The organism is Streptomyces reniochalinae, from assembly GCF_003323735.1.
Classification (GTDB): domain Bacteria; phylum Actinomycetota; class Actinomycetes; order Streptomycetales; family Streptomycetaceae; genus Streptomyces; species Streptomyces reniochalinae.
This window is the reverse complement of the sequence record NZ_QOIM01000040.1, coordinates 384,261-399,172: the sequence shown is the minus strand read 5'-3', so window position 1 is coordinate 399,172 and position 14,912 is coordinate 384,261. Positions and strand designations below refer to the sequence as shown.

The window sequence follows — 14,912 nt, the reverse complement described above, 5'->3', positions numbered from 1 at the left end:
CGCGGGTGTGCCTTCTTTCCGAAGCACGGGCGGCCGGGTGCCCGGCGAAGCGGGCGGCAAACCAGCCGGGTGCCGGGCCGTTCGCCGGGGCGCGTGGCAGCCCCTCCTACATGTCCACTATGTGGGCGATAGTTGCTCACATGGCAAGACGACTCGTTAGGGTGCCCGCATGGCACACGAGACCGCCGTGTACACCCACGGCCACCACGAGTCCGTCCTGCGCTCCCACCGCTGGCGCACCGCCGACAACTCCGCCGCCTACCTGCTCGGCGCGCTGCGCCCGGACCACCGCGTCCTGGACATCGGCTGCGGGCCCGGCACCATCACGGCCGACTTCGCCGCCCTGGTGCCACAGGGCACGGTCACCGGACTCGACGCGGCCGAGGGCGTACTGGCCCAGGCGCGTCGAACGGCGGCGGAACGCGGGGTGGCCAACACGCGGTTCACGACCGGTGACGTCCACGCCCTCCACTTCCCCGACGACAGCTTCGACGTGGTCCACGCGCACCAGACCCTCCAGCACGTCGGCGACCCCGTCACCGCGCTGCGCGAGATGCGCCGGGTGTGCGCGCCCGGCGGAGTGGTCGCCGCCCGCGACGCCGACTACGGCGGAATGTTCTGGTACCCGCAGGTGCCCGGCATGGACGAGTGGCTGGACCTCTACCGGAACGTCGCCCGGGCCAACGGCGGCGAACCCGACGCCGGACGCCGGCTGCACGCGTGGGCACGCCAGGCCGGCTTCACCGACGTCGAGATCACCACCGGCACCTGGTGCTTCGTCTCACCGGAGGAACGCGCCTGGTGGAGCGGGCTGTGGGCGGACCGCACGGTGGACTCCGGATACGCGGCCGTCGCGGTCGAGTCCGGCCTGGCCACCCGCCGGGATCTGCACCGCGCCGCCGAGGCGTGGCGGGCCTGGGGCGCGGAAGAGGACGGCTGGTTCACCGTCGTCCACGGCGAAATCCTCTGCCACGTGTGAACCGGAACCGCCTGCGGGCAACTCCCCACCCCTCGCCGGGGTTCGGCACAGCCTGCGGCCCGTCCTAGGGTAGGGCCATGGATATTCTGGGGACCTCGCTGCGTATCTGCGTCGACGATCTGGACGCCGCGGTACCGGTGTACGAGCGGCTGGCGGGTGCCGAGGCGGCGCGCTTCGAGAACGGCTCGGTGGAGGTCGCCGCCGTGGGCCCGTTCTTCCTGATGAGCGGCCCCGAAGGGCACCTGGAGGTGCTCAGCAAGATCAAGGCCACGCTCGCCGTGAAGGACGTCGACGACGCGCTGGCCGACCTGCACACCGTGGGAGCCCAGATCATCGCCGGCCCCAAGTCCACACCCATCGGCCGCAGCCTGGTGGCCCGCCACCCGGACGGCAGCGTCTTCGAGTACATGGACAGGAAGGACGCCCCGCAGTGAGGTTCCTTCCCGACGTGTGACGCACGCGGCGGTCGCGAGCCGCCCCCGCAGCCCCGCCCGAGGGCCGCGGGGCTGCCGGCAGCCGGGGGCCGCGGAGTTGCCGGCAGCCGGGCTGCCGGCAGCGGCTGTGCGAGGCTACGGCTTACGGCCGCATGCGGAAGTCGTAGCGGTGCGGCAGGGGTTCGTCCGTCAGCGCCGCCCAGGTGTCGCTCAGCACCTCCTCGCCCTCGCGCAGGTCCTCCACCTCGAAATCGCTGTCGAAGACGGCGCGGGCGCCGGCGGTGTCGCCTCGCGCCAGCAGGACGCGGGCCCGCAGCAGTCGGAAGCGCCCGCGATCGCGCTCGGCCGCGGGGAGTTCGTCCAGCACGGCGGCCGCCTCGCCGGGGCGGTCCGCGGCCAGCAGCGCCTCGACCGCTTCGCGCGCGAGCGCGCTCAGTGCCGCCCGCGCCGAGACCTGGCCGGCGTCCAGCCCCTTCCGCGCGTCCGTGACGGCGTCGAGGCTCCGCTGGGCCGCGCGAGCCGTGTTCCCGTCCTGCTGGTCGGCGACGGCCAGGCAGCGCAACGCCGGCCAGCGCGCGCCCCCTTGCGCGGAGCCGAGGGAGCGTTCCCAGCTGCGTACCGCCTGGGAGCGGTCGCCCGCGTGCCACTGCGCGACGCCCAGGTGGTGGTCCAACTCGTACCCGGTTGCTCCCTTTGCGGCGTGCGCGGACTCCAGCAGCTCCCGCCACTCGGCCGCGACGAGCGTCGGCCCCGGAGGGAGGCCCGCAGGCCCGCACGGCAGCGCGCCGGTACGCAACAGCTCCGCCCACGGCCGCTGGTCCTCACCCATCGTCCCCGCCGCGAAAGGGGTGCCGGGCAGTGTGAAGCCACCGCGCTCCACCTCCAGCGCGCCCCACCCCGAACCGACCGCCAGCGGCTCCCCCTCGGGGTCGGCGTCGGCGTACGGCCGCCACGCCTCGTACGCCGCCTCCACGCGGGAGCGGGGCAGCGCGGCCTCCAGCCGCTCCTCCGTGTGGCCGCGCGCCGCCGCCCAGTCGGCGCCGTGGACAGCGGCGGGGTCGGTGGCCAGCGGGCCGTAGGCCTCCAGCCAGGAGAACTCGCCGCCCGCCTCCAGCGGGACGTGTTCGAGCTGGGTGCGTGCCAGGCCCGCCTGGATCTCGACGTATCCGGGCGTGCCGGGCTCCGTCAGCCACTGCTGCCAGCGCCTGCCGCCCGGGCCCGAGCCCCAGACGAACAGCTTGCGGCCGCGCAGCACGTCCGTGGAGGTCTGGACGAGCCCCTGCCCCTTCTCGTCGAGCGAGGCGATCCACTTGCGGGCGCCCTCGGGCACCTCGTAGAAATAGTCGGCGGGGAACCGGCTGCGCAGCGGATAGCTCAGGTCCGTGCCCCGCCACTCGGGAACGGGGATACGGCGCAGCCGGCGCTCGTAGGCGAAGTACCACGTCTCCTCCGCGGGCGCGAGGACACGCGTGCCCTCGTCCTCCGGAACGGCGATGTTCGACCACCAGTAGACCGGCACGGTGCGGTCGTGCGGATTGCGGATACGGGCGCCCACGTACAGGAAGTCCGACTCGTCGGGCAGCCACAGGTCCACCTGGAACGGGGTGTCGCGCAGCCGCTCCCACTCCCACAGCCGCACCATCGCGCCGTCCCCGCCGGGCGCGGGCACGCGCGCCGCGTGCACGGGAGCGCAGGAGAGCGTCGTGTGGCCTGTCGCACCGATGTTCCACTCGATGCCCCCGGAGTACCAGGCACCGTTGAGGGCGAAGTCGGCCGGCTGGAACACCGGGTTGGCGTAGAGGAGTTCCTGGCCGCTGGGCTTGTGAAAGAGGGAGGCGACGCGCCCCCCGAGACCCGGGAGGACGGTGGCGCGCAGGCGATCGTTCTCCAGGACGAGGGTGTCGAGCGGGGCAGGCTCGCGGCGCCGCCCGTAACCGTCGAGTACCCGGGCAGGCAGCACCGAGCGCAGCGGACCGTATCCGACCTGGTGAGCCATCTCGACGGGCAGCGCGGCGCGTTCGGACTCCTGAAGGGTGTGTGCCTCATCCAGCGGCAGCAGCGCGGGCAGCGGGTTCTCCGGGCCGAGCGGCGCGACGGGCAGGGTCCTGGTACTGCGTCGTACAGTCGTGGCCACGGGCAACCTCGCTTCTTCACGCGTCGTCCACGGGCGCCGCCGCCTGACCGGGACCCCCGATGACCATGGAACACGTTCGGCCCCTCCCGCGCCAGATCCTTTCCGCGCCTCTCCGCCGCTCCTCTCCTGGTCTCCCGCAGCGGAACAGGGCGGCTGTCGCGGCCCTCCAGCCGCGGAGCAGGGGCAGTCGCCGCCGCCCGGTGCACTCCCGCTCACGCGCGCCGAGGGGGTCGCCTCAGCGCAGCACCCGGGTCAGCAGTTCGGTCAGGAGGCGTGCGCCCGGCATCTCCGTCGCGTCCCGGTCCGGGTCGTAGACCGTCAACTGGAGGCCCGCACAGCGCGGTGACGCCACCAACGGCGCCACGAGAGCGCGCAGTTCGCCGGGGAAGAGGCCGCCGGGCTCGGCGCTGTCCACGGCGTCGAGCGCACGGGAGAGCTCCTGGTCGCGCCGGGCGCCCGGCAGCTTGCCGCAGCCCGGCACGGCGCCGGGCGCGGGAGGGCGCAGGCCCAGATTGGCGGGCGCCTCGATCAGTACGGTGCGCCGGCTCATCCCGGCTCGCTCTCCCCCGGCCCGCCCCCGGTCGGCGATCCCGTGGCCGATTCCGTCGGCGATTCCGCCGGCGACGGGACGTCCGCGCGCTCGGCGTCCGCCCCCTCACCCCGCGCACCGGTCTGCCGCAGCGCGCTCGCGGCCGCGTAACCGTCCGGCACCGTCAGGTCGGTCAACTGCCAGCCGGGGACCCGGGCGGGCCGGTCCAGCGCGCTGACGTACGTGAGAGCGGGGTCCTCCCCCAGGCCCGACCCGGTGCCCTTCAGGTAGGCCTCCTTACGCGTCCAGCAGCGGGCGAACGCGGCGGGCAGCGCGTCCGGCGCGAGAGCGGCCAGTTCGACCTGCTCGCTCGGGTGGAGCGCGGACGTCGTCTGGATGGCGGCGGCGACGGACGGATACTGCTCCACGTCCACACCGATGGGTGCGGCGGCGAACGCCAGCGCCACCAGGTCACCGGCGTGCGAGAGGGAGAAGTGCACCGGGTCTCCCGGCACGGACGGCCGCCCGTGCGGACCGTCGCACACGGGGCAGTCGGCACGGGTGAACGGCACGTCCTGGGGGGCGAGGCCGAGCAGCCTGCCGAGTTCCTCGCGCAGCGCCAGGTGGGCGACCAGGTAACGGTCGCGGTCGGCCTGGAGTACGAACTTGGCGGCACGCTCGCGCTCTTCCGCCGAGAGCGGTGCCTGCGCGCCTGGCGCCGCTGCGGCGGCCGCGTGCTCGGACACGCGCACGAGGCGCACGACGGGAGAGTGGAGGGGATCGGTGGTACCGGAGGCGGCACTCGTCATGCGGTGACCGTACCCGAAGGAGTGAAGCGCTCACGCGCGAGTCCGCGAACGCGCGAACGAAAGTCTCCCCTTACGGTGGTGGGCCAGGCCGTGCCGGCCGAACCGGCCCAGCCGGCCGAACCGGCCGAACCGGTGGCGGGCCGGGGCCCGCAGCCACGACCGCACATCGGCCGTCACCCCTCGACCGCCAAGGACGATGCCGTGACCGACCTCGACTCCGAGGCGCAGAGCCCCTCCCCGCCGCAGCCCAACCCTCCCGGCTTGCCAGGGACGTCGGCGCCCTGGACACCGGCACCGTCCGCCCTGTTCCCGCCCACTGTGCCGGTACTCACCGAGATGAGCCGCACGGACAGCGGACGCGCGTGGCTCGCAGGATTGCCCGCGCTGGTCGAGAAAGTGCGCGCACGCTGGCAACTGCGCCTGGGAGCGCCCTTCCACGGCGGCAGCTGCTCGTGGGTGGCTCCGGCCGAACGAGCGGACGGCAGCCGAGCCGTACTCAAGCTGACGTGGCCCCACCCGGAAGCCCGCACGGAGGGCACCGCGCTCAGCCTGTGGAACGGCGACAGCGCCGTCCGCGTGCACGAACAGGACGCCGAGCACTTCGCGCTGCTGCTGGAGCGTGTCGAACCCGGCGACGAACTGGGCCGCGCCGACCACCTGCCCGCCGAGGACCGCCTGCTGTCCGCCGCCGAGGTACTGCGCCGGCTCTGGTCCGCAGACGCGGCGAAGGCCGCCGCACTCGGGATCGACGCGCTCGCCGACACCACGGCCGGGTGGGCCCGCGTGGCCGAGCGGCAGGCCGCCAGGCAATGGCCCGCCGAACTGGACGCCGGCCTCTACCGGCTGGCGGAGCGGCTGTTCCGCGCACTGCCGCCGACCGCCGACCGCACGGTGGTACTGCACGGCGACTTCAACCCCGGCAACCTGCTGTCGGCCCGGCGCGCCCCGTGGCTGGCCATCGACGCCAAACCGATGACGGGCGACGCCGCCTTCGACCCGTGGCCGCTGCTCGAACAGATCGACGACCCGTTCGCGCACCCCGATCCACACCGCGTGCTCCGCCACCGCACCGCCCTGCTCGCGGACGCCGTGGGTGAGGACGTCGACCGCATACGCGCCTGGGCGGTGGCGCGGCACGTCGAGTACGCGCTCTGGTCCGTGGACGAGGACGCCGACCTGCACCACAGCATCACCCTCATGCGGCAGGCCCGTGTCCTCGCGGACGTCGCGGCGCTGTGACCACCACGGGGCGGGACCCGCCCACGTGGGCCGCCCACTCGGGCTCAGGCTCGGCTCTCCCCTCGCCCCCGGAGCGCCGCCCCACCGTCAACGCGCTCGTGTCACTCCCCCGTGCCGCCGCCCGCCAGCTCCACGACCACGTCGAGCTGGCCGACGTGCCGCGCGTACTCCTGGAGCAGGTGGAAGAGGATCCAGGCGAGGCTGGGGGCCTCCCCGGGCGCGGAGAAGCGGCCGCCGACCGCCGCCCGTCTGTCGAGCGCCGCGTCCGCCGTCGCCTCCCGGGAGCGCTCGCACTGCCGGGTGAACGCGTCGAGGACCTCCTGGACACTCATGCCGTCAGGCACGTACCAGCGGTCCGCCTCGGTCTCCGGCTCCCGGTCACCCCACGGGGCGGCGACCTGCTCGGCGCGGAAACCCCAGTGCAGCCAGCGCTGTTCGACGTGCTGGAGATGACGGATCAGCTCCAGTGGCGTCCAGCCCGAAGGGAGCCGGCTGGTGCGCAGCTCCTCCTCGGAGAGGCGGGCGGCCTTGCGGAGCAGGGTGCGGCGGTAGTAGTCGAGGTAGCCCTCCAGCAGGGTGTGCGGATCGGCCAGGGACGGGTCGGGCTCGCCCTCGGGCAGCGGGGGAACGCTCATGGGCGCAGCTCCAGCTGTGGGACGTCCTCGCGAGCGAGGCCGAACGTCTGGGAATACAGCGACAGTTCTGCCTCGACCGCACGGACGATGGTGTCGGCCCTGCGGAAACCGTGCCCCTCCCCTTCGAACGCCAGGTAGGCGTGGGGGACGCCCCGGCCCTTGACCTCCTTGAGAAAGCGGTCGCACTGGACGGGCGGACAGATCACGTCGTCCAGCCCCTGCAACAGTACGAACGGTGCGGCGACCCGCTGTGCGGCGTTCACCGGGGAGCGCTCGCGATACCTGCCTGGCACCTTCGCCAACGAGCCGACCAGCGACTCCAGGTACTGCGACTCGAAGTCGTGGGTCTCCCCCGTGGCCCACCCTGCCAGGTCGAGGATCGGGTAGGAGATGGTGGCGCAGGCGTAGACGCCCTCCGCGAGCGGCGAGGTGAGGGAGGCCGCGCTGGTCCAGCCGCCGGCGCTGCCGCCGCGGATGGCCAGCCGTGCCGGGTCCGCGGTGCCTTCGGCGGCCAGGGTACGGGCCACCGCGGCGCAGTCCTCGACGTCGACAACGCCCCACTGTTCCCGCAGCCGGTTGCGGTACTGCCGCCCGTATCCCGTCGAACCGCCGTAGTCGACCTCGGCGACGCCGATGCCGCGCGAGGTGAAGTAGGCGATCTCCAGGTCGAGCACCAGGGGTGAGCGGCTGGTGGGGCCGCCGTGCACCCACACCACGTACGGCGGCAGCTCGCCCTCGGGCGCGGTGCGGTCCGGGTGGTGCGGCGGGTAGAGGTGGGCGTGGATGTCCCGTCCGTCGGGGCCGGTGAACGTGCGGATCTGCGGCTCGGGGTAGTAGGCCGGGTCCACGTGGTCCTCGTGCCGGGCGGCCAGGACGACGGTGTGTCCGGTTCTGGTGTCCAGCTCGACGATCTCGTACGAGGTACGCGGGCTGGCGGCGATGCCCACGACCCGGGAGTCGACGACGGCGAGCGAGGCCGCCCACTCGGTCCACGGCCCTGCCGTGTCGACGAGTTCCCCCGTCCGGGGGTCGAGCACACCGAGCCGTTGGGCGCCCCTTCCGTGCAGCGCGGCGACCAGTCCGCCGGGCAGTGGCGCGAACCAGCGCTGACCGATCTTCCACGACGCGCCGGCGAACTCCTCCTCGCGGGGGCACAGCGGCACCCGGGGAAGCGTCGGGCCCCGTCCCGGCTCGGCGGCGTCGGCCGCCTCGGCCGCTTCGACGTCCACCCGCGCCAGGTTCCACCAGCCGCTCGCGTCCGTCGCGACGACCAGCGAGCCGTCGTGGGCGAACTCCACCTGGGCGACGGACTCCTCGGGGCCGCCGGCGACCGCGTGGGGGGTGCCGAGCGTGCCGTCGTCGGAGATCCGCGCGGTCATCACACGGGTGCCGTCCCACGGCATCGCGGGGTGATTCCAGGCGAGCCAGGCCGCGCGGTCTCCTGCCGGGGCGAGGCGCGGGCCGGTCACGAACCGGTCGCCGTCCCCGGTCAGCTCCCGCACACGGGTGCGGTCCCCGGCGGCCGATCCGTCGAGCGGGACCGCGGCCAGCATCCTGCGCAGCTCGGTGGGCGCCTCTCCGATGAACTCCTCCAGCACGCACCACACCTCGCCCCGCTCGGGGAGCACGACGGGATCGCACCAGCGCAGCCCCGCGTCCCTGGCGTCCGAGAGCGGCGTCAGCGGGCGCGGCTCGGCGTCCGGCGCTTCGGGCTCGAAGGCGTAGAGCCGCTCGTCGGCGAAGTGCGTGAAGACGACCAGGGGGCCGCCCTGGGGGCGTGGGGCGCCGGCCCAGGGCAGACCGCCGTACTCGATGACGCGGTTGCGCACGTTCCACGGCGCGGGCAGCACGCTGGTGGCCGGCTGTCCGTCCGCTGTGCACCGCATCAGTGCGCGGCGTCCGCCTTCCTCGGGGCGCGGCTCGGTCCACCACAGCTCCTCGCCGACGGAGCCGAGGAACTCGGGCCGCCCGTCGTGCGCGGCGACGGTCCGCGCGTCGATGGGTGAGGGCCAGGTGCCGTAGGGGGCCTGGGAGATCACGGGTGGTCAGCCTCCTGACGGGGTGTTCGTGTCGCGCGCCGGCGGATGGTCGGTGGGCGGGGGCGCGGCGTCCCCCGCCGGGACCGCGCCCCCCGTGCCCGGGGCGCCGGTACCGAGCAGTGTGCGGTCCAGGACGCGGATGCCGAAGTGCAGGGCCTCGACGGGGACCCGCTCGTCCACGCCGTGGAAGAGCGCCTGGTAGTCGAAGCCCTCGGGCAGCTTGAGCGGCGTGAAGCCGTAGCCGACGACGCCGAGCCGGGAGAACTGCTTGGCATCCGTGCCCCCTGACATGCAGTAGGGCACGGCGCGCGCTCCCGGGTCGAAGTGCTCCAGCGCCTCGCTCATGGCGGCGAACAGCGGCGAGTCGACGGGCGCCTGGAGCGGCACCTCGCGGTGCTGGAACTCCCAGCGCACGTCGGGACCGCTCAGCTCGTCGAGTGTGGTGTGGAACTCCTCCTCGGCGCCCGGCAGCATGCGCCCGTCCACGCGCGCGGTGGCCGTCCCCGGGATGACGTTGACCTTGTAACCGGCCTCCAGCACCGTCGGGTTGGCGCTGTTGCGCACCGTGGGCTCGATCAGGGCCGCTCCCCGGCCGAGTTGGGCGAGCAGCGCGTCCACCTCCGCGTCCTTCGCGTCGGGGCCCAGCGGGCGCAGTCCGTGCACCTCGGCCAGGCCGGCGAGCGCGGCCCGCACGGTGGGGGTGAGCCGGACGGGCCACTCGTGCTCGCCGATGCGGTGGACGGCGGCCGCCAGCCGGCTGACGGCGTTGGCCCTGTTGACCTTGGAGCCGTGCCCCGCCCTGCCGTGGGCGGTCAGCTTCAGCCACGCCGTCCCGCGCTCCCCGGCGGCCACCGGGTAGAGGCGCAGGCCGTCCTCGGCGTGGAAGGTGAAGGCTCCGGACTCGCTGATGCCCTCCGTGCAGCCCTCGAACAGCTCCGGGTGCTGTTCGACGAGGAAGTCGGAGCCGAACTCCGCGCTGTCCTCCTCGTCGGCGGTGAAGGCCAGGACGATGTCGCGGGGCGGCCTGACGCCCGCGCGGGCCCAGGCGCGCACCAGGGAGAGCGCCATCGCGTCGGCGTTCTTCATGTCGATGGCGCCCCGTCCCCACACCACGCCGTCCCGCACCTCTCCGGAGAAGGGGTGGACGCTCCAGTCGGCGGGTTCGGCGGGGACGACGTCGAGGTGGCCGTGGAGCAGCAGCGCGTCCGCTGAGGGGTCGGTGCCCGGGACGCGGGCGACGACGTTGGTGCGTCCCGGTTTCTTCTCCAGCAGCCGCGGCTCGATCCCCGCTTCGGCGAGCCGGGAGGCGACGTACTCCGCTGCCTGCCGTTCGCTGCCCTCGCCGCCGCCGTGGTTGGTGGTGTCGATCCGGATGAGCTCGGAGGTGGCCGTCACCACCTCCTCGAAGACCTGGGCGTCCAGGTGGTGGCCGGGGCCGGGCCACTGCTCGCCCGCGCCGGGTGCTCGTCGTCCTGCCGGCTCAGCCATACTGCTCCTCCACCGCCGAGGAGACGACGGTCGTGACGGCCTTGAAGCACCGGATGGCCTCGTAGGCGCTGGGTGAGGTGTAGGAGACCCGGCGCTCGGCGGTGCGGGCGACTCCGGGGACGACGGTGGCCGCGCCCACGAGGTGCTCCGCGTCGAACTCGATCTCGATGGTGTGCGGTTCGGGCGCGGGTGGGGTGCGCCGCACGGCCAGGGGCGCGGCACGGCACGCCGCGTCCCGGATCTCGGCCGCCGTGCGTGCGGGCGGGCGGCAGACGGCGGCGTACCGCGACACGTAGTCCTTGACGGCGACGCCACCGGCCTCCGGTGCGTACCCCTTGGCGTCCTCGACGGTGCGGTCATCCCCCGTCACCAGCACGATCGGCACGCCGTACTCCGTGGTGACCAGCGAGTTGAGATACCCCTCGCTCGCCCGCACGCCGTCGGCCCACACGCCCGTCAGCGAGTTGGCGAGGAAAGTGTGGGCGAGCACGCCCTCGCTGCCCGCGCCCGTGTGATAGCCGATGAAGGCGACTCCGTCGACGTCGCCGTGCTGGATGCCCTCGATCATCGAGAGGGACTTGTGCCTGCCGGTGAGCATCTCCGCGCGCTCATCCAGCTGTTCGAGCAGCAGATTGCGCATCGTCCAGTGCGCCTCGTTGATGAGCACCTCGTCAGCGCCCGCCTCGAAGAAGCCGCGCACGGCCGCGTCCACGTCGGAGGTGAACATCGACCGGCAGCGTTCCCACTGCGGGGTGCCCGGCAGCACGTCAGCCGGCCAGGTGACTCCCGTTGCGCCCTCCATGTCGGCGCTGATGAGGATCTTCATGTCCCGGAACGTTACGCGGTCGGCCATCGCCAGGACACCCCTGTGGATAACTCCACTGGTTTAGACCATTCGATTCCACCCGGGCGGGTGAGAAGCTGCCCCCCTCGCACCGCTGACCTGCGCGTTACCCAGTCGGCACGCCGCGCCGTACCGCGCGGCGAGGGCATGCGCGGAGGAGGGAAGCACCCACCGGTGCGGCACCGGATCGGCGCCGCACCGGTCGGCGGAACCGCGGTCCGGCTCAGTCCTCGTGGCCCAGTTGCACGTCCCGTTCCGTGCGACCGCCGGCCGCGATCTGCAGCACGGTCGCCACCGGCGGGTAGCCCGCGGCCACGACCGTGTACTCGCCGGAGGCGAGATCGACGAAGCGGAAGATGCCGTCCGCGCCGGTCGTGGCCGTGTCGACGACGTTGCCCGCGGCGTCCAGCAGCGTGACCCTGGCCTCCTCGACGGGCCGCCCGCCGCTGGCCCGCACGGTGCCGCGCAGCACCGCTCCGCCCGCCAGTTCGATGTCCTGCCTGGTCTCGCGGGAGGCCTGGACGGAGATCGGCAGCGCGGCCGGGCGGTAGACGGGCGCGCTGGCGGCCAGCGTGTACTCGCCCGCCACGAGTTCGGTGATGACGTAGGTGCCCTCGCGTCCGCTGCGGGTGGTGGCCACGACCTCCCCGCGCACGTCCGTCAGCGTCACCGTGGCGTCCTTGACGGGATTGCCGTCGGCGGTCAGCACGCTGCCGGCCAGGCGTCCCGCTCCGCCGAGCACCACGTCGAGGTCGACGGGGCGCTCTCCCACGCTGACGCTGACGGCGCGTGGCTGGTGCCCGCCCGCGGCGGCGATCAGCACGTAGGCGCCCTCCCCCGGCGTGCTCAGCGCGTACCGCCCATCGTCGCCCGTCGCGCCGCGGCCGATCTGCCGGCCGCCGGTGTCGACGAGGGTGAGTGCCGCGCGGGGGACGGCGCTGCCGTCGTGGTGCCGCACCGTGCCGCAGACCGGAACGCCTGCGGCGTACGGCGCTGCGGGGGTGTGCGAGGGCTGCGCGTGGAGGTGGGGGGCCGCTCCGTTGGCCTCGGGTGCCGGTGCGGCGGACGAGTCAGCCGTGCGAGCCTGCGGCACGGACGTGTGCTGGGACACCAGTGGTTTCTCCTTGAGGAAGAGGGACAGTGCCAGCCCGAGGACGAGCACAGGTACGAGGTAGAGGAAGATCCGCGGCATGGCGTCGGCGTACGCCTCGATGTAGCCGTCGCGCAGGGGCGCGGGCAGGGCGCGCACGAGCTGCGGGGTGATGGACTCCGGGTCGGGCAGCTTGCCCTGGCCCGCGGGCAGTTCACGGGCGAGCGCGTCCGCGAGCCGGTCGGCGAGCAGGGTGCCGAACAGCGCCGCGCCGACGCTGCCGCCGATCTGCCGGAAGTAGTTGTTGGCGCTGGTGGCCACCCCGAGGTCGGCGGAGCGCACGGAGTTCTGCACGGCGAGCACGAGGACGGGGAGCACGAAGCCGATGCCGAGCCCGAGGATGCCGGACCAGACGCCGAACACCTGGCGCGAGGTGTCCTGGTCCAGTTTGGAGAGCAGCCACATGCCTTCGGCGGAGAGCGCGCAGCCGATGACGGGGAAGATCTTGTAGTGCCCGGTGCGGGAGATGAGCTGCCCGGAGAGCGTGGAGGAGACCACCACGCCGCACATCAGCGGCAGCATCAGCAGCCCTGAGGTGGTGGCGCTGACGCCCTCGACCATCTGCAGGAAGCTGGGCAGGTAGCTGGCGGCGCCGAACAGCGCGACGCCGATGGCGACGCCGACGAGTCCTGTGACGTTGAAGACGGAGTCCTTGAACAGCCGCAGCGGGAGCACGGGTTCGGGCGCGAAGCGCTCGGCGACCAGGAAGAGGACTCCGCTGACCACGGCCCCGGCCGCGAGCCCCCAGATGACGCGGTCGCCCCACTCGTACGTCGTACCGCCCCAGCTGGTCAGCAGGACCAGGCAGGTGGAGAAGGCGGCCATCAAAAGTGCGCCGGACACGTCGAGCCGGGGGCGCACGCGGGGGCGCGGGAGCTTGAGCGCGAAGGAGGTGACCAGGAGGGTCAGCAGGCCGACGGGGACGTTGAACCAGAAGCACCAGCGCCAGGAGAGGTCGTCGGTGAACCAGCCGCCCAGCAGCGGGCCCGCGACGGAGGCGAGGCCGAACGCGCCTCCGATGAGCCCCATGTAGCGGCCCCGTTCGCGGGGCGGCACCACGTCCGCGATGATCGCCTGGACGCCGATCATGAGGCCGCCTGCGCCGGTGCCCTGGACGGCACGGTAGACGATCAGCGCCTCCATGGACCCCGCCCAGCCCGCGAGGGCGGAGCCGACCGTGAAGACTCCGATGGCGAAGAGGAAGAGCCCCTTGCGGCCGAAGAGGTCACCGAGCTTGCCGTAGATGGGCAGCCCGATGGTCGCGGCCAGCAGGTAGGCGGTGACGGCCCAGGACATCTGGCTCAGGCCGTCGAGCTCACCGACGATCTTGGGAAGCGCCGTGGCGACGATGGTCTGTTCGAGCGCGGCGAGCAGCAGGGAGAGCATCAGCGCGCAGAACACCAGGCGCAGGCGCCTGGGGCTGAGGGGGATCTCCGACTGGGTTCCCGCGACGTCCGCCTGCGGGGACTCGCCGGCAGGCGGACGGACCGGCTGCGCGGGGTCGGCCTCGCCGGGGAACGGGGGCTGAGGCTGTCCGGACGTACCGGGTGGCGGGGGCTGCCCGGGGGCGAGCGCACCGCCCCCGAGGGTGGTGTCCCAGGAGGGCTGCCCCGCGTCCGGGCCGGGGCGCCCGCCGTGCGCGATACCGGCCCAGACGTCGGGCTCGGTACCGGCCCAGGTGGCGGCCTCGGCGCCCGCCACCTTGGGTGCCCGCACCGGCACGGCAGCGACCGGCGCCTCGCGCCGGCCCGGCACCTCCACCCTGAACTCGACCGCGGCCGGGCTGTGAGCGGCCGCGGCCCGGGCCGCGCCCCCTCCCGGCGCGGGATGCTCATCGTCCCTGCTGTCGAGAATCGTCCCGCCGGTCCCGCCCATCGCACTCCCCTTGCCGCTGCTTTCGGGGGAGTATTTCTCGCATTGCACGACAAGAGCGTTCAACCGCGGTTCTGGTGCGCGGCATGGGACAGATGGGACTCAACTCGGTTGCCCGAGGCGTCTTTCGACCCGCCGAACAGGGGTTTTCCCCGCCGGGCCGACGCCGTCGGCAGTCGAGTGCGGGCAGCGGAAACCACCCGATCCAGTGAGCGCCGAGCGCGGGCTCACCTCGCGGTGAGCGCCCCGCAGGGGCTCACCGGCGAGGCGTCGGCCCCCCGGGGCGAGCGGTCACTCGACCTTGGAGGCGAGCCGCGCCAGCAGGTCGTCGTAGATGCGGGCCAGACCCTTGGGCGCGAAGGTCTTCTCGAAGAAGCCGCCGATGCCGCCGGCGCCGTTCCAGACGCTGGTGACCGTGACCCGTGCGCTGTTCGGCTGCGCACCGGGGGTGACCCGCCAGGTGGTGACCATGGAGGAGTTGCGGTCCTTCTCGACCAGTTCGCCGTCAGCGGGCTCGCCGACCTCCAGCAGGCAGTCGCGGACGCGCTTGGACGTGGCCTGGAGCTTCCAGTGCACGACGGTGCCCTCGCCGTCGCCGCCCTCGCGCACCTCGTACTCGCTGAACTGTTCGGGCAGCACCTCGGACCGGGTTCCGTTGTAGTCGGCGAGCGCATCGAACACTTTCTCGGGCTCGGCGGCGATCTCCCGCTGCGTGGTCGCCTCGACCTGCGCCATGGCTCCTCCTGTGCTGGTCGCCCCG

General features: G+C 73.5%; 12 protein-coding genes. 3 read left to right on the top strand and 9 right to left on the bottom strand.

The window, feature by feature from the left end:
* Nucleotides 1-169: 169 nt before the first annotated feature.
* Nucleotides 170-979 (top strand): methyltransferase domain-containing protein, encoded by an 810-nt coding sequence (locus DQ392_RS23615; RefSeq protein ID WP_114017685.1) that lies wholly within the window; start codon nucleotides 170-172, stop codon nucleotides 977-979.
* 77 nt (nucleotides 980-1,056) lie between these two features.
* Entirely contained in the window at nucleotides 1,057-1,413 is a 357-nt protein-coding gene (locus DQ392_RS23610) for a VOC family protein (protein WP_114017684.1), read from the top strand.
* A 142-nt stretch (nucleotides 1,414-1,555) separates the two neighbouring features.
* Here the strand turns inward: DQ392_RS23610 and DQ392_RS23605 are convergent, their stop codons facing one another.
* From DQ392_RS23605 to DQ392_RS23595, 3 genes are all read right to left on the bottom strand, one after another.
* Nucleotides 1,556-3,547: a DUF5107 domain-containing protein gene (locus DQ392_RS23605; protein ID WP_114017683.1), complete on the bottom strand. Its 1,992-nt coding sequence runs from the start codon at nucleotides 3,545-3,547 to the stop codon at nucleotides 1,556-1,558.
* 235 nt (nucleotides 3,548-3,782) lie between these two features.
* The gene (locus DQ392_RS23600; protein WP_114017682.1) at nucleotides 3,783-4,097 is read right to left on the bottom strand and encodes a hypothetical protein; all 315 of its coding nucleotides are present in this window, start codon (nucleotides 4,095-4,097) and stop codon (nucleotides 3,783-3,785) included.
* Nucleotides 4,094-4,885 (bottom strand): 4'-phosphopantetheinyl transferase family protein, encoded by a 792-nt coding sequence (locus DQ392_RS23595; protein ID WP_114017681.1) that lies wholly within the window; start codon nucleotides 4,883-4,885, stop codon nucleotides 4,094-4,096. The genes DQ392_RS23600 and DQ392_RS23595 overlap by 4 nt, the downstream gene beginning before the upstream one ends.
* Before the next feature lie 201 nt (nucleotides 4,886-5,086).
* On the opposite strand from DQ392_RS23595, the gene DQ392_RS23590 reads away from it, so the two are divergent.
* Nucleotides 5,087-6,124, top strand: coding sequence for an aminoglycoside phosphotransferase family protein (locus DQ392_RS23590; protein ID WP_245981813.1), 1,038 nt, complete (start codon nucleotides 5,087-5,089; stop codon nucleotides 6,122-6,124).
* A gap of 101 nt (nucleotides 6,125-6,225) precedes the next feature.
* On the opposite strand, the gene DQ392_RS23585 is transcribed toward DQ392_RS23590, so the two are convergent.
* The 6 genes from DQ392_RS23585 to DQ392_RS23560 form a co-directional block, all read right to left on the bottom strand.
* The gene (locus DQ392_RS23585) at nucleotides 6,226-6,759 is read right to left on the bottom strand and encodes a DinB family protein (protein ID WP_181856555.1); all 534 of its coding nucleotides are present in this window, start codon (nucleotides 6,757-6,759) and stop codon (nucleotides 6,226-6,228) included.
* The gene (locus tag DQ392_RS23580) at nucleotides 6,756-8,798 is read right to left on the bottom strand and encodes a S9 family peptidase (protein WP_181856554.1); all 2,043 of its coding nucleotides are present in this window, start codon (nucleotides 8,796-8,798) and stop codon (nucleotides 6,756-6,758) included. The genes DQ392_RS23585 and DQ392_RS23580 overlap by 4 nt, the downstream gene beginning before the upstream one ends.
* Nucleotides 8,799-8,804: 6 nt before the next feature.
* On the bottom strand, nucleotides 8,805-10,286 hold the full coding sequence (locus tag DQ392_RS23575; RefSeq protein WP_245981812.1) for a M20/M25/M40 family metallo-hydrolase: 1,482 nt from the start codon (nucleotides 10,284-10,286) through the stop codon (nucleotides 8,805-8,807).
* A complete protein-coding gene (locus DQ392_RS23570; RefSeq protein WP_114017759.1) occupies nucleotides 10,279-11,112 on the bottom strand; it encodes a M55 family metallopeptidase in 834 nt (277 codons plus the stop codon). The genes DQ392_RS23575 and DQ392_RS23570 overlap by 8 nt, the downstream gene beginning before the upstream one ends.
* 241 nt (nucleotides 11,113-11,353) lie before the next feature.
* On the bottom strand, nucleotides 11,354-14,155 hold the full coding sequence (locus tag DQ392_RS23565) for an MFS transporter (protein ID WP_245981810.1): 2,802 nt from the start codon (nucleotides 14,153-14,155) through the stop codon (nucleotides 11,354-11,356).
* A 288-nt stretch (nucleotides 14,156-14,443) separates the two neighbouring features.
* Nucleotides 14,444-14,887, bottom strand: coding sequence for an SRPBCC family protein (locus DQ392_RS23560; RefSeq protein WP_114017680.1), 444 nt, complete (start codon nucleotides 14,885-14,887; stop codon nucleotides 14,444-14,446).
* Between the last annotated feature and the right edge of the window lie 25 nt (nucleotides 14,888-14,912).